At 68.4% G+C, this 18,800-nt stretch carries 17 protein-coding genes and 1 pseudogene; 7 read left to right on the top strand and 11 right to left on the bottom strand.

Features of this window, described 5'->3' with window-relative positions; genetic code table 11:
- Positions 1-107 precede the first annotated feature (107 nt).
- Positions 108-1,091 carry a sensor domain-containing protein gene (locus tag A5697_RS01690; protein WP_231971942.1) on the top strand — a complete coding sequence of 328 codons (984 nt, stop codon included), beginning with the start codon at positions 108-110 and terminating at the stop codon, positions 1,089-1,091.
- Positions 1,092-1,100: 9 nt separating this feature from the next.
- Positions 1,101-2,072 carry an aldo/keto reductase gene (locus tag A5697_RS01685; RefSeq protein WP_068007435.1) on the top strand — a complete coding sequence of 324 codons (972 nt, stop codon included), beginning with the start codon at positions 1,101-1,103 and terminating at the stop codon, positions 2,070-2,072.
- 8 nt (positions 2,073-2,080) lie between these two features.
- On the opposite strand, the gene A5697_RS01680 is transcribed toward A5697_RS01685, so the two are convergent.
- From A5697_RS01680 to A5697_RS01660, 5 genes are all read right to left on the bottom strand, one after another.
- Positions 2,081-2,848, bottom strand: a complete 768-nt coding sequence (locus A5697_RS01680) for an SDR family oxidoreductase (protein ID WP_082953194.1) — start codon at positions 2,846-2,848, stop codon at positions 2,081-2,083.
- A 91-nt stretch (positions 2,849-2,939) separates the two neighbouring features.
- Complete coding sequence (locus tag A5697_RS01675; RefSeq protein WP_068007429.1) at positions 2,940-4,694, bottom strand: sensor domain-containing diguanylate cyclase; 1,755 nt, start codon at positions 4,692-4,694, stop codon at positions 2,940-2,942.
- A 120-nt stretch (positions 4,695-4,814) separates the two neighbouring features.
- Positions 4,815-6,965 (bottom strand): glycogen debranching protein GlgX, encoded by a 2,151-nt coding sequence (gene glgX, locus A5697_RS01670; RefSeq protein WP_068007426.1) that lies wholly within the window; start codon positions 6,963-6,965, stop codon positions 4,815-4,817.
- Between the two features lie 70 nt (positions 6,966-7,035).
- Positions 7,036-8,217 carry a zinc-dependent alcohol dehydrogenase gene (locus A5697_RS01665; RefSeq protein ID WP_068007424.1) on the bottom strand — a complete coding sequence of 394 codons (1,182 nt, stop codon included), beginning with the start codon at positions 8,215-8,217 and terminating at the stop codon, positions 7,036-7,038.
- 42 nt (positions 8,218-8,259) lie between these two features.
- Complete coding sequence (locus A5697_RS01660; protein WP_068007421.1) at positions 8,260-8,967, bottom strand: GAF and ANTAR domain-containing protein; 708 nt, start codon at positions 8,965-8,967, stop codon at positions 8,260-8,262.
- A gap of 310 nt (positions 8,968-9,277) precedes the next feature.
- On the opposite strand from A5697_RS01660, the gene A5697_RS01655 reads away from it, so the two are divergent.
- A complete protein-coding gene (locus A5697_RS01655; protein ID WP_068007418.1) occupies positions 9,278-10,588 on the top strand; it encodes an NAD(P)/FAD-dependent oxidoreductase in 1,311 nt (436 codons plus the stop codon).
- Positions 10,589-10,595: 7 nt separating this feature from the next.
- Here A5697_RS01655 and A5697_RS01650 read toward each other — a convergent pair whose 3' ends face one another.
- Together A5697_RS01650 and A5697_RS01645 are read right to left on the bottom strand one after the other, a co-directional pair.
- Positions 10,596-11,132: a DUF1360 domain-containing protein gene (locus tag A5697_RS01650; RefSeq protein ID WP_067946592.1), complete on the bottom strand. Its 537-nt coding sequence runs from the start codon at positions 11,130-11,132 to the stop codon at positions 10,596-10,598.
- Positions 11,133-11,208: 76 nt separating this feature from the next.
- On the bottom strand, positions 11,209-11,592 hold the full coding sequence (locus tag A5697_RS01645) for a helix-turn-helix transcriptional regulator (protein ID WP_068007416.1): 384 nt from the start codon (positions 11,590-11,592) through the stop codon (positions 11,209-11,211).
- 144 nt (positions 11,593-11,736) lie between these two features.
- On the opposite strand from A5697_RS01645, the gene A5697_RS01640 reads away from it, so the two are divergent.
- Together A5697_RS01640 and A5697_RS01635 are read left to right on the top strand one after the other, a co-directional pair.
- Positions 11,737-12,186 (top strand): Hsp20/alpha crystallin family protein, encoded by a 450-nt coding sequence (locus A5697_RS01640; protein WP_067946614.1) that lies wholly within the window; start codon positions 11,737-11,739, stop codon positions 12,184-12,186.
- Positions 12,187-12,272: 86 nt separating this feature from the next.
- Complete coding sequence (locus A5697_RS01635; protein ID WP_068007413.1) at positions 12,273-12,953, top strand: PAS and ANTAR domain-containing protein; 681 nt, start codon at positions 12,273-12,275, stop codon at positions 12,951-12,953.
- Here the strand turns inward: A5697_RS01635 and A5697_RS01630 are convergent.
- Complete coding sequence (locus tag A5697_RS01630; RefSeq protein WP_068007410.1) at positions 12,948-14,333, bottom strand: wax ester/triacylglycerol synthase family O-acyltransferase; 1,386 nt, start codon at positions 14,331-14,333, stop codon at positions 12,948-12,950. The genes A5697_RS01635 and A5697_RS01630 overlap by 6 nt on opposite strands.
- A 256-nt stretch (positions 14,334-14,589) precedes the next feature.
- Between A5697_RS01630 and ppsA the strand changes: the two genes are divergently transcribed.
- Positions 14,590-16,995, top strand: a complete 2,406-nt coding sequence (gene ppsA, locus A5697_RS01625) for a phosphoenolpyruvate synthase (RefSeq protein WP_068007407.1) — start codon at positions 14,590-14,592, stop codon at positions 16,993-16,995.
- An 84-nt stretch (positions 16,996-17,079) separates the two neighbouring features.
- Here ppsA and A5697_RS27530 read toward each other — a convergent pair whose 3' ends face one another.
- From A5697_RS27530 to A5697_RS01615, 3 genes are all read right to left on the bottom strand, one after another.
- On the bottom strand, positions 17,080-17,220 hold the full coding sequence (locus A5697_RS27530; protein WP_156673052.1) for a hypothetical protein: 141 nt from the start codon (positions 17,218-17,220) through the stop codon (positions 17,080-17,082).
- Positions 17,221-17,244: 24 nt separating this feature from the next.
- On the bottom strand, positions 17,245-18,243 hold the full coding sequence (locus A5697_RS01620; RefSeq protein WP_067946582.1) for an NAD(P)H nitroreductase: 999 nt from the start codon (positions 18,241-18,243) through the stop codon (positions 17,245-17,247).
- Between the two features lie 95 nt (positions 18,244-18,338).
- Entirely contained in the window at positions 18,339-18,536 is a 198-nt protein-coding gene (locus A5697_RS01615; protein WP_068007403.1) for a hypothetical protein, read from the bottom strand.
- Positions 18,537-18,574: 38 nt separating this feature from the next.
- On the opposite strand from A5697_RS01615, the pseudogene A5697_RS01610 reads away from it, so the two are divergent.
- Positions 18,575-18,800, top strand: a pseudogene (locus A5697_RS01610) (AAA family ATPase); the annotation flags it as partial.

The following is an 18,800-nucleotide window of genomic DNA, read 5'->3' as shown; positions in this document are numbered from 1 at the left end:
GGCGATCCTGGGACACGCCGGCCTGGCGCAGATCCGCCGCACCGGCGAGCTCGGCCGCGACCGCGCGCGGGCGGGACCCGGCCAAGAGGGTCGTACGTGTAGGGGTTCTGCCAATACGGGTCCTGCGGGTCGGTCACGCCAGCGCCTCCTTACCGGCCGCCCCGCCCCCTATGGAGCCGCCGGTCTTCGCGCCGCCGCCGGTATCCACGCCGCCGCCGGTCAACGTGCTGGCGACGTTGTCGCTGGTGTTCGCGTTCGTCTTCGCGCCCGTCGGGGCGATCCTGGGACACGCCGGCCTGGCGCAGATCCGCCGCACCGGCGAGCTCGGCCGCGACCGCGCGCGGGCGGGACTGGCGCTGTCGTACGCGTTCATCGCCGTGATGGTGGTCGCCCTGATCGCGTGGGCCACGCTGGGCGGCGCCCCGTCCACCCAAACGGCGGCGCCGGCTACCACCTCGACCAGCGCGGCCACCCCGGCCGCCCCGGGCCCGGTCGCAGCCGACGCCCTGGCCACGCTCCTGCCGGGCGCCGACGCGCTGAAGAACCTCACCACCGACGAGAACATCGAAGCGGGCCAGACGTGGGACAACATGGGCCGCGCGAACGCAGAAGGGGCCATCGACCGGCCGGAATGCTGGGGCAGTGTCGCCCCCGGCACGCCGGACGCCTATAGCGGCGCCGGCGTCGCCGGATACCGCGCGGCGGAGTTCCGGGACTCGCGCAGCTTTCTCAAGTCCACTCAGGTCATCGAGGCCGTAGTGGCCTTCCGCGACCCGGCGGCGGCCCAGGCGCAGCTGGGGGTGTTGCTGTCGGGATGGCGCCGATGCGGCGGCCTGACCGTGACGCTGACACCGCCAAACGGGGAGGCGCTCCCGTTTTCGGTGGGCACGCCCGCCGACGCCTCCAACGGCATCACCACGCTGGACCTCGCTCCGAAGGGCCTGCAGATCCGCTCGGCCCGGGCGATCGCGGCCAAGGCCAACGTCATCGTCGACGTGATGGTCTCCAGCAGCGGCACCACGGACAGCGGCCAACCGCGGCTGGCCGGGGTGGGCATCGCCAACTACGTGCTGGGCAAGATCCCTGGCTAGGGTGGGCGCATGAAGTATCTCGACGTCGACGGAGTGGGCCGCGTCAGCCGAATCGGCTTGGGCACCTGGCAGTTCGGGTCACGTGAGTGGGGCTACGGCGAGGGATACGCCTCGGGCGCCGCGCGTGACATCGTGCGCCGGGCCCGCGCCCTGGGGGTGACGCTGTTCGACACCGCCGAGGTGTACGGGCTGGGCAAGAGCGAGCGGATCCTGGGCGAGGCGCTCGGCGACGAGCGCGCGGACGTCGCGGTGGCCAGCAAGATCATGCCGGTCGCGCCGTTCCCCGCCGTGATCAAGCAGCGCGAGCGCGCCAGTGCGCGGCGGCTGGGTCTGGACCGCATCCCGCTCTACCAGATCCACCAGTCCAACCCACTGGTCCCCGACACGCTGATCATGCCGGGCATGCGGGACCTGCTCGACAGCGGCAAGATCGGCGCGGTCGGCGTCTCCAACTACTCGCTCGAGCGGTGGCGCAAGGCCGACGCGGCGCTCGGGCGGCCGGTCGTGAGCAATCAGGTCCACTTCTCGCTGGCCCACGCCGGGGCGCTGGAGGATCTGGTGCCCTTCGCCGAGCGGGAGAACCGCATCGTGATCGCCTACAGCCCGCTCGAACAGGGTCTGCTGGGCGGCAAGTATGGCCTGGACAACCGTCCCGGGGGCATCCGGGCGCTGAACTCGCTGTTCGGCACCGAGAATTTGCGCCGCGTCGAGCCGCTGCTGCAGACGCTGCGCGACGTCGCGACCGCGGTCGGCGCCAAGCCCGCTCAGGTGGCGCTGGCCTGGCTGATCAGTTATCCGGGCGTCGTCGCCATCCCCGGCGCGTCCAGCGTCGAGCAGCTGGAGTTCAACGTCGCCGCCGCCGACGTCGAGCTGCCACCGGACGCGCGCGAGGCGCTCACCGGGGCGGCCCGCGCCTTCCGGCCGACCTCGGCCGGGCGTTTCCTGACCGATCTGGTCCGCGAGAAGCTGGGCCGCGCTTAAGACCGCCGCTAGGACTGCGCGGAATCCGCGAACGCCGCGGGGCTGGCGGGCGCGCCCCTGGCCACCACCACCGGCATCGAGGTCGCGGCGTTCGTCCGGAGGATCGTGTGTACCACGTCGACGAGGTCCTCGACCGGCATCAGCTTGCCGGGCATGCAACCGCGGGAGGCCCACAGCGGCACGGCCTTCATGGCCAGGTCCATGTCCCAGCCGATGTTCATCCCCGTGGCCGCGTCCCCCTCGCCGCCTGGGCACTCCCCGACGATGAAGGTGGTGAAGCCGATGTCGGGGTGCTCGGCCCGCCACGCGTCGACCATTCGCTCGAGGGCCGCCTTGCTGACGCCGTACGCGCCCAGGCCCGGCCATGGCGGCCCGAACGTGCCGGCGTCGGAGGACAGGTAGACCGCTTTGCCCGCGGAGACCGTCAGATGCGGCACCGCAGCGGCCGTCACCAGCGCCGCCCCGATGACGTTGGTGTCGAAGATGCGCCGCCACGTCGCGGCGTCCGTGTCGACCATGCGGACCAGCGGCCCGACGGCGGGGGTGTAGACGATGTTGTCGATCCCGCCCAGGGCGTCGGCGGCGGCGGCGATCGCCGACCGGCACGACGCCTCGTCGGTGACGTCGCATTCGATGGCGATCGCGCCGGAGCCGGCCTCCTTGGCCGCCGCCTCGATGCGCTCGCGGCGCCGGGCCAACAGCGCGACCTGGTCGCCGCGCTGGGCGAGACCGACGCCGATGCAGCGACCCAGTCCGCTCGAGGCGCCGACCACCACTGTCCTTGACATATTTGCCCTCTCTTGTAACGAGCTGCCGTCGGCAAAAACCTACCGGATATCACGCGTCGCAGGGCGGGGGCTCGGCAATTTAGTTGCGAACCACGGTGTTCCGGTCACCCAGCTTGGCCCGATACATGGCCGCGTCCGCCCGGGCGGTGATTGCGTCGACGGACTCGCCGGGCATGGCAAGCGTGGCGCCGATGCTCAGCGTCGCCGATAACCACTTCCCGGATACCGCAATGGGTTCGGCGGCACGGCAGCGAATCTTCTCGGCGATCTGGACGAGCTCGTCCATGCTGTGGATGTCGGGCAGCAGGACGAGCATCTCGTCGCCGCCCATCCGGCCCACCGTGTCACCCGCGCGCACACTTTCGCGGATCCGCGCGGCGAGGGTCGCCAGCACACAGTCGCCCACCCCGTGGCCCCACGTGTCGTTGACCTCCTTGAAGCGGTCGACGTCGCAGAACAGGACCCCCACGTACGTCCCGAGCGGTCGCGGCTTCTGCATCGCGGCCTCGAATCGGCTGATGGCCTCGGCCCGGTTCACCAGCCCGGTAAGGGTGTCGAACCTCGCCATCCGTTCCAGCCGCCGCTCCGCCTCCACCTGCTCGTCGATGACGCGCACCGCGGCGATCAGGCCGTCGGTGTTGCCCTCGGCGTCGACGTACGGTTTTCCGTGGCCCTCGACCCAGTGGTAGTTGCCGTCGGCGGAACGCACCCGGAACCGTTGCAGCATCGATTCGCCGGCCGCGACCCTCCCCAGCGCGGTCATGACCGCCTCGAGGTCACGCGGATGGATGTACTGGTCGAAATCCGAGCCGGTCCAGTCTTGCGGGGCGCGGCCCAACGCGGCCTCCACGGACGGCGAGACCCACGCAAGCTCGCCGTCGCGCAGGTGCACGATGATGTCGACCGCGTTGTCGGCGAGGATGCGGTAGCGCGCCTCGGCCTCGGCGCGCTCGGTACTGGCCAGCTCCTTCTCGATCAGCAGTTTCTGCTCGTTCTGGATGAACACGAAAGTGATCACCCCGACGACGAGGGTTCCCAGCAGGATCGAGAAGGTCCACTCGGCGTGCGGTCCGACCCCGAGCGCCAGGAAGATCGGCCGCGAAACCGCGACGACGACCGGAAGCGCGGCGAGCAGGCCGGCCAGCCGAAGCAGCGACTTCCGGTCGGGGCGGGCGAGCAGCCAGGCGACCGGGAACCGGTCGGGGCGCGCCAGCGCCGTCGCCGCGGCGACCAGCAGCAGCGCCGACGCCGTCATCAGTGCCTGGCCGGTCGAAGACGAGGTGCCCACCAGCGCCAGCGCGTCGAAGAGGTAGGCACCGACCGTGACGAATGGGATGGCACCGCCGGCGGCGGTGCACGCGGGCCGGACCACGCGCGTCCCGCGATCCACTCGGATCAGGCCGGTGGCCGCCGCCAGGAACAGCGCCGACACGCCTGTCTGCGGGCTCGGCCGCCCCGGCCAGCTCCATCGTGATGCACGGACCGCGTCACCGAACCACACCTGGTCGAATCCGGTCGACGGCCTGCCGGTGGCGTACTCCGCGAGCACGATCACGGCGAGGACGCCCACGACCAGTGCCAGTCCTCGCCCGCCCCACGCGCGCCCGAGCGAGGGGCGCCCCGACTGGAGCAGAATCGCCGCACCCAGCCCCACCAGCCAAACGCCCGTCCAGGGCATCATCTCCGGCCAGGTCGGGTGGATGCGGGTCAGTCGGTCAATACCCGTCGCCCAGCCCACCCACGTCATCGTCGCGATGGCGAACACCACCGCCAGGGCGATCCGCCTGCACCAGGCCACGTCGTTCAGGCACGCCTCGGGGCTCCGCCCGTCCATCGGCTGCCCCTTCCTTCCCCCACGGCGCGCACCCGACAGTGTGCGCGGATCGACGGCCGATGCCCGAGGGCACAAGGTAATCAATCCATGGGCGGAAGGTCCCCGGCCACCCGGGCGGGATCAGCCCCCGTCGGGGGCCTGCAGCACCACGGCCGTGTGCGCGTCCACGGTGAGCGTGCCACCGCCGGGCACCTCCTCCGCGGGCGTCTCCTCGTCGGGGCCGGTGAAGACCACGAGCTGCCACGATGCACCGAATTCCTTTGCCGGCAACGTGAATTCGATCGGCTCGTAGTGGGCGTTGAAACAGAGCAGGAACGAGTCGTCGAGCACCCGCTGGCCCCGCGCGTCGCGGTCCGGGATGCCGTGTCCGTTGAGGAACACCGCGACGGACTTCGCGAATCCCGCGCCCCAGTCCTCCTCGGTCATCTCGGTGCCCTCGGGGGTGAACCAGGCGATGTCGGGGAGCCCGTCCTGGCCGCGGCGGCCCAGCGGCTTGCCGGAGAAGAACCGGCGCCTGCGGAACACCGGATGGTTGGCGCGCAGCGCCGACACGAGGCGGGTGAACTCCAGCAGGCCGTTGTCGGTCTTGGACCAGTCGATCCAGGTGAGTTCGTTGTCCTGGCAGTACCCGTTGTTGTTGCCGTGCTGGGTGCGGCCAAGCTCGTCGCCGTGGCAGATCATCGGCACGCCCTGCGAGAGCAGCAGCGTGGTGAGGAAGTTGCGCTGTTGGCGCGCGCGCAGCGCGTTGACGTCCGGGTCGTCGGTCGGACCCTCCGCGCCGCAGTTCCAGGACCGGTTGTGGCTCTCGCCGTCGTTGTTGTCCTCGCCGTTGGCCTCGTTGTGTTTCTCGTTGTAGGACACCAGGTCTCGCAGCGTGAACCCGTCATGGGCGATGACGAAGTTGATCGACGCGACGGGACGCCGCGCGGTGTGCTCGTACAGGTCGGCCGATCCGGACAGCCGGTAGGCGAACTCGTCGAGGGTCGACGGCTCGCCCCGCCAGAAGTCCCGGACGGCGTCGCGGTACTTGCCGTTCCATTCCGTCCACTGCGGCGGGAAGTTGCCCACCTGGTAGCCACCCGGCCCGACATCCCACGGCTCGGCGATCAGCTTGACCTGGCTGACCGTCGGATCCTGTTGCACCAGTTCGAAGAACGTGGCCAGCCGGTCGACGTCGTAGAACTCGCGGGCCAGCGTCGAGGCGAGGTCGAAGCGGAAGCCGTCGACGTGCATCTCGGTCACCCAGTAGCGCAGCGAGTCCATGATCAGCTGCAGGGCGTGCGGGTGCCCGACGTTGAGGCTGTTACCGGTACCGGTGTAGTCCATGTAGTACCGCTTGTCATCGTCGACGAGCCGGTAGTACGCGGCGTTGTCGATGCCGCGCATCGACAGCGTCGGGCCCATGTGGTTGCCCTCGGCCGTGTGGTTGTAGACGACGTCGAGGATGACCTCGATGCCGGCCTCGTGCAGGGCGCGCACCATGGCCTTGAATTCCTGCACCTGCCCGCCGGGCGAGGCGGAGCTGGAGTACTTGAAGTCGGGTGCGAAAAATCCGATCGTGTTGTAGCCCCAGTAATTTGACAGGCCCCTGTCGACCAGGGTGGAGTCGTTGGCGAAGTGGTGCACCGGCATCAGCTCGATGGCCGTGACGCCGAGGTTCTTGAGGTGCTCGATGATCACCGGGTGCGCGACGCCCGCGTAGGTGCCGCGCAGCTGCTCGGGGATGTCGGGGTGGGTCTGCGTCAGGCCCTTGACGTGCGCCTCGTAGATGACCGTGTCGGCGTATTGGTGGTCCGGTGGCCGGTCGTTGCCCCAGTCGAAGTAGGGGTTGATCACCACCGACTTCGGCATGAAGGCGGCGGAGTCGTCGTCGTTGCGGCTGTCCGGGTCGCCGAAGTTATAGCTGAACAGGGCCTGGTCCCACTCGAACGACCCGTCGATGGCCTTCGAATACGGGTCCACCAGCAGCTTGTTCGGGTTGCACCGCAAGCCGTTCTGCGGGTCGTACGGGCCGTGCACGCGGTAGCCGTAGCGCTGTCCGGGTTCAATGTTGGGAATGTAGGCGTGCCAGATGTAGCCGTCGACCTCGGGCAGCGGGATCCGGCTCTCGGTGCCGTCGGCGTCGAACAGGCACAGCTCCACCCGCTCGGCCACTTCGCTGAAGACGGCGAAATTGGTGCCCGCCCCGTCGTAGGTGGAGCCCAGGGGGTAGGCGCGGCCCGGCCACACCTCTCCGGTGGGGGTGGGGACGGAGGCTTCTGCGGATGTCATGGCGCTTTCAATACCCTACCGGGGCCTCCTCCAAACGGTGAATCGGAGAGGCCTTGCCGCACAGCGGTTTTCAGGGCCTTAACATGACCTTAACCGCACCGTCCTGCTTCTTCTGGAAGATCTCGTAGGCGTGCGGGGCCTGGTCGAGGGGCAGCACGTGCGACGCGAAGGTGTCGACGCCGAGCGGGTCGTCGTCGGTGAGCAGCGGCATGATGTCGTCCACCCACCTCTTCACGTTCGCCTGGCCCATCCGGAGGGTCACCTGCTTGTCGAACAGGGTGAGCATCGGCAGCGGGTCGGCCATCCCGCCGTACACGCCTATCAGAGATATCGTGCCGCCCCGCCGCACGATGTCGATGGCGGAGTACAGGGCGCTGAGCCGGTCCACGCCGGCGGTCTGCATGAGCCGCTTGCCGATGAAGTCCGGCAACATTCCGGTGGCCTGCTGGGCCAGCTTGGCCGCCGGGGAACCGTGCGCTTCCATGCCCACCGCATCGATGACCGAGTCGGAGCCGCGCCCATCGGCCAGGTCCCTAATCGCCTCTCCCAGTGGGGAGTCCAGCCGTCCCAGGTCGATGGTGTGGATACCGCGCTGCGCGGCACGTCCGAGGCGTTCGGCCACCAGGTCCACGGCGATCACCCGATAACCGAGGTGATGGGCGATGCGGGCGGCCATGTCGCCGATCGGGCCCAAGCCGAGCACGGTGACCGTGCCACCGTCCGGGATGTCGGCGTAGGCCACCGCCTGCCACGCGGTCGGCAGCACGTCGGACAGGTAGACGAACCGCGAATCCGGCGGTCCCACAGGGACTTTGATGTGGGTGAACTGCGCCTGCGGGACCCGCAGCAGTTCGGCCTGGCCGCCGGGGACCTCGCCGTACAGCTCCGAGTAGCCGAACAGTGCGGCCCCCATGCCCTGGTCGCGCACCTGGGTGGTCTCACATTGGGTGTAGAGCCGCTTGTCGCACATGTAGCAACTGCCGCAAGAGATTTGGAAGGGGATGACGACCCGGTCCCCAACCCGCAGGTCGCCCGTTTCGCCCCCGACCTCACGCACGATTCCCATGGGTTCGTGCCCGAGAATGTCCCCTGGCTTCATGAAGGCCCCGAGGATCTCATACAGGTGCAGGTCGGAACCGCAGATATTGGTCGACGTGACTTCGATGATCGCGTCGGTGGGTTGCTCGATCTTCGGATCGGGCACCGACTCCACCCGAACGTCGCGCTTGCCGTGCCACGTGACAGCCTTCATGTGCTAAGCACATACCCGTCTCGCGGCCCCCGAAACGCCGCCTCAGCGGCGCCGGCGTTTGAGCGGATGCTCGCTTTCGATCAACGATTTCGCGATGTCGATGAGCCGGGTGTTGGATTTCTGCGAGAGCCGCGTGAGCAGTTCGAACGCTTCGACGGCGTCGAGGTTGAAGCGCTCCATGACGATTCCCTTGGCCTGTCCGATCATGTCCCGAGAGGCCAGGGCGCTGCGGAATTGGTCCTGGCGGCGCATGATTGACCACGCCAGCGCGATGTGCGTGGCGTAGACGGTGCCGAGCTCCACCGCGTCGTCGTGGAAAGCGTGCGGGGAGTCGGCATAGAAGTTGAGCGCGGCCATGCCGCCGCGGTCGACGAACAACTCGAACGACAGAATGGACCGGATCGGGGTCTGCTCGAGCGCACAACGTCGGTACCGCGGCCACCGTTCGTCTTCGGTGAGGTCCTCGACGTGCATCACGTGGTGGCGCCAGGCCGCCTCAACGCATGGCCCCTCCCCGTATCGGTTCTGGATCGCGTCCAGCACCATCGGGTAACGATGGGTGGCGGCCACGTTGGTGACCGCCTTGCTCCGCTCCGCCAGGGTGATGCCCGCGTACTGCGAACCCGCGACGTGCATTACGCCGTTGCCGATCAGTTCGCTGAGGCCCGCCGCGGTGTCAGTGTCCTGTCGGCCGAGATCGGACACCATTTCCGCGAGCCGGGCGACGACCGCCGTACTGCCCTCTTGCATAGCATCCCCCTGTCGAATCCGGGCACACTCCTTCCCGAGAGCCACGCCTCGTTTATCCAAGTCTTCTTGTGATCATCCCTGTGTCAACCCACCAAGCGAAAGTCGATAAGCCAAATAGCGAAGCGCGAGCCTCGGGCTCCCACGACGAATGGCGCCCGTGGCGCGGCCGGCAAGAATACTGCGCACCGCCGCCGCACGCACGTAATGGGCTGCCGCCAAACATTTTTGACGATAATCGCGCGGACCGGCCACGCGCAACCGCGAAGGGCGGCCCGGATTTAGGCGGGGCGTCCGTCCTACACTCGGATTAATGACCTCGATAGTGATCGTTGGCAGCGGCTTCACCGGATTCACCTGCGCGCACCGCCTGGCCCGCATCCTGCGGCGACAACGGGTGCGGGCCGACATCACAATCGTCTCCCCGGTGGATTACATGCTGTACACCCCGCTGCTGCCCGACGTTGCCGGTGGGGTCGTCGATGCCCGGTTCGTGGCGATCCCCCTGGCCAACAGCCTCAAAGGCGTGCACGTGGTGCGCGGCCGCGTCGATGGTGTGGACTTCGCCCAGCGAACGCTGAGCTGGTGCGATCCCGAAGAGCGCAGCCACACCATGGCCTGGGACCGGTTGGTGCTCACGCCGGGTTCGGTGACACGGCTTTTCGACGTGCCGGGCCTCGCGACGTGCGCGCGCGGCTTGAAGACCACAGCCGAGGCCCTATACCTGCGAGACCATTTCGTGGAGCAGCTCGAGCTGGCCAACATCGAGGACGACCCGCGGGTGGCCCAGGCACGCCGCACCGTCGTCGTGGTCGGGGCCTCCTACTCGGGCACCGAATTGGTGGCTCAACTGCGGGCGCTGGCCGACGCGGCAGCCAAGCAGATGCGCTTCGACCCCGCCGCCGTCCGGTTCGTACTCCTCGATCTGGCCGAGCAGGTGATGCCCGAAGTCGGCAAGAAGCTGGGCGACGCCGCGCAGAAGGTGCTCCGCCGGCGCGGGATCGACGTCCGGCTCGGCCTCACCCTCAAAGAAGCTCACGGCGATCACGTCGTGCTCAGCGATGATTCCCGCATCGACACGCGCACGGTCGCCTGGGTGACCGGTGTCACCGGCGCGCCGCTGATCCAGAATCTGGAGCTGCCGACCGAGCGGGGCCGGCTCAAAGTGCAGGCGGATCTGCAAGTGCCGGATCACCCCGACGTCTTCGCGGCCGGCGACGCGGCCGCGGTCCCCGACCTGACCCAGCCGGGAAAGATCACGCCGCCCACCGCCCAGCACGCCACCCGCCAGGGCAAGGTGCTGGCCCGCAACGTGGCGGCCAGCCTCGGTTACGGCACGCCCAAGCAGTACAAGCACCGCAACCTGGGCCTGGTGGTCGACCTGGGACCGTGGCAGGCGGTGGCCAACCCGATGAACATCCACCTTTCGGGCCTGCCGGCCAAGATCGTCACCCGGTCGTATCACCTGTACGCGATCCCGCGGGGCGTCAACCGGTGGGCGGTGTCGCTGGCCTACCTGACCGACGCGCTGTTCGCCCGGTCGGTGGTGTCGATCGGGTTGTCCTCCGAGGAGGACGCGCAGTTCGCGGCCAGCGAGGGCATTCCGATGCCGAAGACCGGCTGAGCGCCGCTCAGCCCTCCGCCGACTGCTGCGCCATCGAGTAGGCCAGCTGAAGGAAGTCGGCGCCGGTCAACACGGTGAAGACGCCGGCGATCAGGCGGGTGAATTTGGGGGCGAAGACCAAGCCGATGGCGAAGCCGGTCGCCACCCACATGTCCAGGCAGAACGGGCACGTCAGCAGTTCACCCAGGCTGTGCCGCAACGGGCTTTCCTCCCGGACCTCTTCCATGACCTCGGCCGGTCCGCCGCTGCCCGCGAAGCGGGTGAACGGCGCGCGCAACGGGCTCGTCACCGCGTCTTTGGTCAACGTTCGGGAGAGCTTGTGGGTGCCAAGTGTGACCGTGATCAGGTCCTGAATCCGCCACCGCGTGGGCAACGTCCGCCCGGTGAGGAGCGCGGCCGTGGTCGCGACGGCCACCACGGCGGTGTAGATGACCAGCACCGCCACGTAGCCGGCCAACGGCCGGGGCTCGTCGCCGCGGTATTCGTCGGCTTCGCGCCGCGCGCCGTCGACCACCTGGGTCTTGGCTTCCGCCACCTCTCCCATTGCATCTCCTTCAGCTCAAGGGCACAGCAGGCTGTGTACCCGAAGTCGGTGAGCGCAATCGGAGGGCCGCGGTGCCTCAGCCCGCCCCTTCGCCGGGTTCGCCGGCCCCCTGCGTGACCCTCGCGCTTCTGGCGGCCTTCCGCAGGGTCCGGTTGGTGGACCGTAGGTCGGTGTTGGCCGCGGAGAGCGTCGCGTTGTGATCCTCGAGGTCGAGGATCCGGGCGACGCCGGCCAGGTTGACACCGGCGCCGACCAGCTCGCTGATGCGCTTGAGCCGGGCCAGGTCGTCGGCGCTGTAGCGGCGGGTGCCGCCGTTGCTTCGCGCCGGCGCGACCAGCCCATACCGCTCGTACAGGCGCAGCGACTGCACCGGGATGCCGGACAGCTCGGCGGCCACCGAGATGCCATACACGCCGTGATCGGGCGCCGGGACGCCGGAATCGCCGCGTTGGTCGGTCATCACGCGTCTCCTCGAAGCTAGCTGGCCCAGAAAATCTATTTACCATACTTGCGCGATTATGTCGACAGTGCTATACCAAATCTATGTCATTGGACATAGGTAATAACCAGACCACCGCCTAGATTGGAGTGAGAGGTGACCACCATGCTGATGCGTTCCGACCCCTTCCGTGACCTCGACCGCTTTACCCACCAGGTGTTCGGTACGGCCGCCCGGCCGGCAGTGATGCCGATGGACGCCTGGCGCCAGGGCGAGGAGTTCGTCGTCGAGTTCGACCTGCCCGGCATCAACGCCGAGTCGCTCGACATCGACATCGAGCGCAACGTCGTGACCGTGCGCGCCGAGCGGCCCGCCCTCGACCCGAACCGCGAGATGCTGGCCACCGAGCGCCCGCGCGGGGTGTTCAGCCGGCAACTGGTGCTCGGCGAGAACCTCGACACCGACAAGATCGAGGCGTCCTACAGCGAAGGTGTTCTGCGGCTGCGGATTCCGGTGGCCGAGCGGGCCAAGCCGCGCAAGATCGCCGTCGGTCGCGGCGACGGACAGACGGCAATCAAGGAAAACGCCTCGCAGCGCGAGGTCATCAACGCCTGATCCCCGGCGGGCAGGCGGCGGCCCGGGTCCCTGCAGAAACACCCGGCCCGCCGCCACCGCCGGTCCCAGGCAGGACCAGGTTTGAGATGAAGTGGGAACTGGACGGCCAACGGGCTGACGTCGAACAGGCGTTGGCAGGCGGCGCCGCACAACCCGCCGGCTGGTTCCGCTTCTATTTCACCGACCAGCGGTGGGAGTGGTCGGAAGAGGTGCAGCGGATGCACGGGTACGAGCCCGGGAGCATGACGCCGACCACCGATCTGGTGCTCTCGCACAAGCATCCGGGCGACCGTGGGCAGGTCGCGGCCACCATCGATCAGATCGTCAACACCCGGCAGGCGTTCAGCACCCGCCATCGAATCATCGACACCGGCGGGAATGTGCGCCACGTCGTCGTTGTCGGTGACCGGTTCTTTGACGACGACGGCGACGTCGTCGGCACGCACGGGTTTTACATCGACGTCTCCCCGACCACCGGGCAGGGGACGGAGGAGATCGTCAGCGCCAGGGTGGCCGAGATCAACGAGAACCGGGCCGGCATCGAACAGGCCAAGGGCATGCTGATGCTGATCTACGGCCTCAGTGACAGCGCGGCATTCGAATTGCTCAAATGGCTTTCCCAGGCAGCGAACGTCAAGTTGCGGCCGCTCGCCGAGCAGATCGCCGAAGACTTCCGCGCCGCCGGGTCGCGCCTCGATGCCCGATCGGAGTTCGACCACCTACTGCTGACGGCGTATGAACGCGTCACCGAGTCCGGCGCGTCATGACGCCTTGCGGCGCCGGGTCCGGGCGGCCGCAATCAATTGCGCCATCCCCTTCTCGATGCCGGCGGCGAGCGCGTCGATGTCGGGCGCCGAGTCGTAGTCGGCGGTGATGCCGAAGACGAAACTGTCGGCGTAGCTGAGCATTCCGATGCCGGTGCGCACCTGAAGGGCGATCGGAGGAACCGGCAGGAGTTCCAGCACCCGGCGGCCCATCAGCCGCTGGCGGCTTCGTGGGCCGGGAACGTTGCTCGCCAAGGCGACGACCGCGCGTTGAGGGAATCGCGAGAGCAATCGAATCGTCCACGCCGACAGCGCAAACGGGGTGCGTTTGGCCGCCACCACCATAGCGCTGCCACCCTCGCTTTGACCGCTCGCTTTGGCGTGGGAGAGCCGGTCGTGCACGAGTTTCAGCTGCCGCACCGGGTCCGCCTCGTCGACGGGCAGCAACGGCAGCATCGCCGAGACCCGGTTACCGGCGACATTGAAGTGGTCCACCGCGCGGACGGAGACGGGGACGAGCGTGCGCAGCGAGTCTCGGCCCGGCTGTTCCCCGCGTGCCAGCAAGACGGCGCGGTAACTATTGGTAATCGCTGCCAGCGCAACGTCGTTGAGCGTGACCCCGAATGCCCGGGCGACCTTGTTCATGTCCCGCAGCCGGGCGCGGGCCACGCTGTACCGCCGCATCGCGGTTACCGGCCCGTGCAGCGAAGATTGGGGGGCGGGACGCAACAGCGTGGTGGCCAGCTCGGCCGCCCCGATCGCCGCGTGTTCGGCCGCGGTCACCGCGCCGAACGCGCTTCGCCCGATTCCGCTGACCCAGCTCAACGGATTGAGGTTGATCTTGGACAGATCCACCCCGCGCCGAACGACCTTCCTGGCGGCGCCGACGTCGACGGCAAAGGTGCCACCGTCGCCGTCGTCGTCGCCGAACTTGGCGAACAGCTGCGTCATCGCGATGCCGTCGGCGATGCAGTGATGAATCTTCGTGAGCACCGCCCACCGATTTCCGCTGAGCCCCTCGATGATCCACGACTCCCATAGCGGTCGCTCACGATCGAGTCGGCGTTCCATCAGCGACGCGATCATCTCGAACAGTTCAGGGTCGCCGCCCGGGTGCGGCAGCGCGACGCGGTGCACGTGACGCGCGAGGTCGAAGTGCGGGTCATCGGCCCACTCCGGTGGTCGCAGGTCGAGCGGATGGGTCCGCAGGACCTGCCTGCACCGCGGTACCGTTGCGACCCGCTCGGCGAATTGGGCGACGAACTCGTCGTAGGTCGGCACCGGCCCCTCCACGATCGACACGCCGCCCACCGCCAGGCTGACATGCGGATCCGAGTCCTCGACCTCCAAAAAGCCGGCATCGAGCGCGGTCAATTGCTCCATGGTGCTACCTTCCGCGCCCCAATGCCCTGCTAGCAGGGCCGTAAGTCCTCAACTACTGAGGCCAAACGGCGGCTGCGGCGGCGCACCCCCGGCCATATCGTGAGGGGGGTGACGGGAGAGCAATTGAGCAGCAACGCAGATGCTTTCGCCGCCGAGTCCCGCAGCAACCCGGCCGCACTGCACGGGTGATCATGCGAAAAGCGAACCGCGGTATCTACGAAGCGTATTGATGCAACCCTTCCGAAGGAAGAACACCATGAGCGATTTCACCTACATCCGCTTCTTCGAAGAAATCGGCATCGAGGACGTCCCACTGGTCGGCGGGAAAAACGCCTCCCTGGGCGAGATGTTCCAGAAGCTGACCGGGCAGGGTGTGCGCGTTCCGCACGGGTTCGCGATCACCGCCGAGGCCTACCGGCACGTGCTGGACAGCGCCGGCGCCTGGGACACGCTGCACGCCACGCTTGACGATCTCGACCCCGACGACGTCACCGCGCTGGCGCGCAAGGGCAAGCAGGCCCGCGAAATCGTTTATGGCGCAGGGCTTCCCCCGGAGCTCGCCGCCGAGATCACGGCCGCCTACCGGCAGCTTCAGGAGGAATACGGCGAAGACGTCAGCCTGGCCGTGCGCAGCTCGGCGACCGCCGAAGACCTGCCGACCGCCAGCTTCGCCGGCCAACAGGAGACCTTCCTCAACATCAAGGGCACCGAGAGCCTGCTGGACGCCTGCCGCCGGTGTTTCGCCAGCCTGTTCACCGACCGGGCCATCCACTACCGGGTCGACCAGGACTTCGACCACTTCAAGGTGTCGCTGTCGATCGGCGTCATGAAGATGGTGCGCTCCGACCTCGCCTCGTCCGGGGTGATGTTCACCCTGGACACCGAATCCGGCTTCCACGACGTCGTATTCATCACCGGCGCCTACGGGCTCGGCGAGAACGTGGTCCAGGGCGCGGTCGACCCCGACGAGTTCTACGTGCACAAGCCGACCTATCAGGCCGGCCACCGCGCGGTGCTGCGCCGGCTGATCGGGGATAAGGCGGTCAAGATGATCTACGTCGAGGGGGAGACGAAGAACACCGTCCGCAACATCCCCACCCCGAAGGCCGACCGGGCCCGGTTCTGCATTACCGACGAGGACGTCCTCGAGCTGGCCGGCTACGCCTGCGCCATCGAGGGCCACTACGGGCGACCGATGGACATCGAATGGGCCAAGGATGGTCTCGACGGGCGGCTCTACATCGTCCAGGCGCGACCCGAAACCGCGGCGTCCCAGCGCAGCCTGACGGTCGTCGAAAGCTACGTGCTGGAGAGCAAGGGCACCGAGGGCAAGGAGGTGCTCGCCGAGGGCCGCTCGGTCGGCGAGAAGGTCGCCACGGGCATCGCCAGGAGGATGGACAACCTCGCGAAGCTGTCGGAGTTCCAGGCCGGCGACGTGCTGGTGGCCGACGTCACCACGCCCGACTGGGAACCCATCATGAAGATCGCCGCGGCCATCGTCACCAACCGGGGCGGGCGCACCTGCCACGCGGCGATCATCGCCCGCGAGCTCGGTATCCCCGCCGTTGTCGGCGCGGGTGATGCCACCACGAGCGTGCCCGACGGCGAGGTCGTCACGGTGTCGTGCGTGGAGGGCGACACGGGGCGGGTTTACCGCGGCGAGTTGGGGTTTCGCGTCGATCGCACCGAGGTTTCCGATCAGGAGCGCCCGCACACCGAGATCATGGTCAACCTCGGCAACCCGGATCTGGCGTTCAAGACGTCGTTCTTGCCGAACGACGGCGTGGGGCTGGCCCGGATGGAGTTCATCATCAACGAGTACATCCGGGTGCACCCGCTGGCCCTGCTCCACCCCGACCGGGTGGACGATCCCGAGGCCCGGCGGACCATCGAAACGCTGACGTACACCTATTCCGACGGCGCCGAATTCTTCGTGGAGCGCCTGTCGGAAGGGATCGGCACCATCGCCGCCGCCTTCTGGCCCAAGCCCGTCGTCGTGCGGATGTCGGACTTCAAGACCAACGAATACGCCAGCCTGGTCGGCGGCAGCGGCTTCGAGGCGGCCGAGAGCAACCCGATGATCGGCTTCCGCGGCGCCTCGCGCTATGCGCACCCCGCCTACGCCGAGGGATTCGCGCTGGAGTGCCGGGCGATGAAGCGAGTGCGCGAACAGATGGGGCTGACCAACGTCGTGCTGATGTTGCCGTTCGTGCGCCGGGTGGCCGAGGCGGACCTGGTGCTGGCGGAGATGGCCAAACATGGTCTGCGCCGCGGGGAGAACGGGCTCAAGGTGTACGCGATGTGCGAGATCCCCAACAACGTGATCCTCATCGACGAGTTCGCCAAGCGCTTCGACGGGTTCTCCATCGGATCCAACGACCTCACCCAGCTGACCCTCGGCGTCGACCGGGACAGCGAGATCGTGGCCTTCGACTACGACGAACGCGACGAGGGCGTCAAGGAGATGATCCGTCTGGCCGTGGAGGGCTGCCGGCGCAACGGGATTCACTCCGGGTTGTGCGGTCAGGCGCCGTCGGACTACCCCGACATGGCCGAGTTCCTGGTTCGCTGCGGCATCGACTCGATCAGCCTGAACCCCGACGTGGTGGTCAAGACCACCCGGCAGATCCTGGACCTCGAGCGCGCGGTGCAACTGCAATGAGGCGTTTCCGCCGAGATTGCCAGGAGGGCTGTGATTGAGGGTGCGTCCACGACCCTGAGCGCAATCTCGCTGAAGGTCCGCCCCTCAGGGTCGCGGTGGCTGGCGATACAGGGCGGCGCCGGCGACGACGTCGTCCTGGATTAGCGCGGCGAGCGCCGGCTCACCGAGGCTGCGGGCCGCACCGCCCTTCTCGCTGGTTTCCATCACCAGCCAGTGCCGAGTCATCGATGCCACCCCCTTGACATGCGGTCACGCACGCATCTCGAGGACTTCGGTCACCGGACGCCGGGCGGTGGGTGTCGCGTGCGGGTCCTTGGCCGGTGACCGGCCGACCCGGATCAGCAGCTGCGGCTGGCCCGAGCCGCCGGTGATCTGCCTGATGATTTCGCGGCTCAGCGACATCTCCGTCATGTGGGTCAGCGTGCAGGTGGCCATGCCGGCCAAAGTGCATTCCAGCAGGACCGCCGACAGCGCCTCACCGCAGCGCAGCACTTCGACCGGCGCATCGTCGTCATGGGTGGACAGGACCACGATCTTGGAGTGGTCCGCCTCGATCGCGGCGCGGCGGCGGCCCCCGCCCGCCGGCGGGAACGCGCGGGCGATGTCGACGCGCGCGGCCTCGGAACTGGACACCAGGGCGCTTTCGGGAACATGGTCGGCGTTGGATTCGAAGGGCGATGTCCACCAACGCAATTCGGTCAGGTAGGACGTATCGCTTCGGCGCAACTGCTCGGTCAGCCGCGACGCCTCCGCCAGCCTCGGCCGCTCGTCGTCGTCGACCACGTCCAGCGACACGTCGAAGGGGGTCACCGCGCGGCTCAGGGTCGAATGCAACGTGGGCCACGCGGTCGGTGCGCCCAGGGGCAGCCGGTCGGTGCGGCGCCGAAGGATCGCGTCGGCCCGCAGCCGGCACTGCGCCGTCACGTTCTCCACGGGCAAAAAGCCCACGCTCGCGAGGTGATCCGGTCTGCCCTCGGTGGGAAAACGCTCGGTGACGCTTTCCCAGCCCGCGGCGGCCATCGCGACCCGCAGGTGGTCGAGGACGGCGCCGCAGCTCAGGATCAGCTCCCGGCCGGTGTGGTCGGTGGCGTGCATCGCGTGGCGCGGGTCGGCCCACAGGTGCAGCCTGGTGCCATCGGCTACCCACCGCCAGGGTTGGCTGTTGTGTAGCGAAGGCGCGCGGCACGCGAGCGTCACGGCGTCCCAGATGACCTGCTCGGTCGGCACTTTCGCGTCCATCGCCACCATTTTCGTCGAATTCGGTGAGGCAAACTGTATCCCCGCGCGGCGGGTGCGGGCAGGGCCGTTGGTCCCCGGCGGCCGGGACGTTGGAACCTCCGCTGTTACGTTGCGCCCCGCCAGAGGTCGTGCGCCTCGCGAGCGACGAGGTCGGGGCGCCGTGAGGTGTCGATCCGGTGCGCGCCGTCCCAGTCGGCGTGCCCGGCGGCCAGCGCGGCGGCGATCTCCGGGGTCACCTCCGAATTGCCCGCGGGCCTGGTCTTGATCCGGTCGGCCGCCACGTCGGCCGTCGCCGAGCACACGAATTCGACGAGCGCCGAGTGCGTCTCGGCGGCCAGCCGGTGAGCCCGGCGTGCTGAACGCCGGGCTCTACAGCCCCGACCAGGTCGCGATGGTCTACGAGACCGCCCTGCGCCGCGCGCGGCAGTTGCTGGGGGAGGGGCACTCGGTGATCCTCGACGGCACCTGGCGCGATCCGCGGACGCGTGACCGGGCTCACCGGCTGGCCGCCGAGACGCACTCGGCGCTCGTCGAATTCGTGTGCTCGGCGACGGCCGACGTGGCGG

The organism is Mycobacterium sp. E3251 (assembly GCF_001666835.1).
In the GTDB taxonomy this organism is placed as follows: Bacteria; Actinomycetota; Actinomycetes; order Mycobacteriales; family Mycobacteriaceae; genus Mycobacterium.
The sequence above is the reverse complement of the archived record's forward strand: the minus strand, read 5'-3'. Positions and strand labels throughout refer to the sequence as shown.

Coding starts and splice junctions, on each gene's coding strand:
- A5697_RS01685 (WP_068007435.1), top strand. CDS start 1,101: ATGAAGTATCTCGACGTCGACGGAGTGGGCCGCGTCAGCCGAATCGGC.
- A5697_RS01675 (WP_068007429.1), bottom strand. CDS start 4,694: ATGGACGGGCGGAGCCCCGAGGCGTGCCTGAACGACGTGGCCTGGTGC.
- glgX (WP_068007426.1), bottom strand. CDS start 6,965: ATGACATCCGCAGAAGCCTCCGTCCCCACCCCCACCGGAGAGGTGTGG.
- A5697_RS01665 (WP_068007424.1), bottom strand. CDS start 8,217: ATGAAGGCTGTCACGTGGCACGGCAAGCGCGACGTTCGGGTGGAGTCG.
- A5697_RS01660 (WP_068007421.1), bottom strand. CDS start 8,967: ATGCAAGAGGGCAGTACGGCGGTCGTCGCCCGGCTCGCGGAAATGGTG.
- A5697_RS01655 (WP_068007418.1), top strand. CDS start 9,278: ATGACCTCGATAGTGATCGTTGGCAGCGGCTTCACCGGATTCACCTGC.
- A5697_RS01650 (WP_067946592.1), bottom strand. CDS start 11,132: ATGGGAGAGGTGGCGGAAGCCAAGACCCAGGTGGTCGACGGCGCGCGG.
- A5697_RS01645 (WP_068007416.1), bottom strand. CDS start 11,592: ATGACCGACCAACGCGGCGATTCCGGCGTCCCGGCGCCCGATCACGGC.
- A5697_RS01640 (WP_067946614.1), top strand. CDS start 11,737: ATGCTGATGCGTTCCGACCCCTTCCGTGACCTCGACCGCTTTACCCAC.
- A5697_RS01635 (WP_068007413.1), top strand. CDS start 12,273: ATGAAGTGGGAACTGGACGGCCAACGGGCTGACGTCGAACAGGCGTTG.
- A5697_RS01630 (WP_068007410.1), bottom strand. CDS start 14,333: ATGGAGCAATTGACCGCGCTCGATGCCGGCTTTTTGGAGGTCGAGGAC.
- ppsA (WP_068007407.1), top strand. CDS start 14,590: ATGAGCGATTTCACCTACATCCGCTTCTTCGAAGAAATCGGCATCGAG.
- A5697_RS27530 (WP_156673052.1), bottom strand. CDS start 17,220: ATGACTCGGCACTGGCTGGTGATGGAAACCAGCGAGAAGGGCGGTGCG.
- A5697_RS01620 (WP_067946582.1), bottom strand. CDS start 18,243: ATGGTGGCGATGGACGCGAAAGTGCCGACCGAGCAGGTCATCTGGGAC.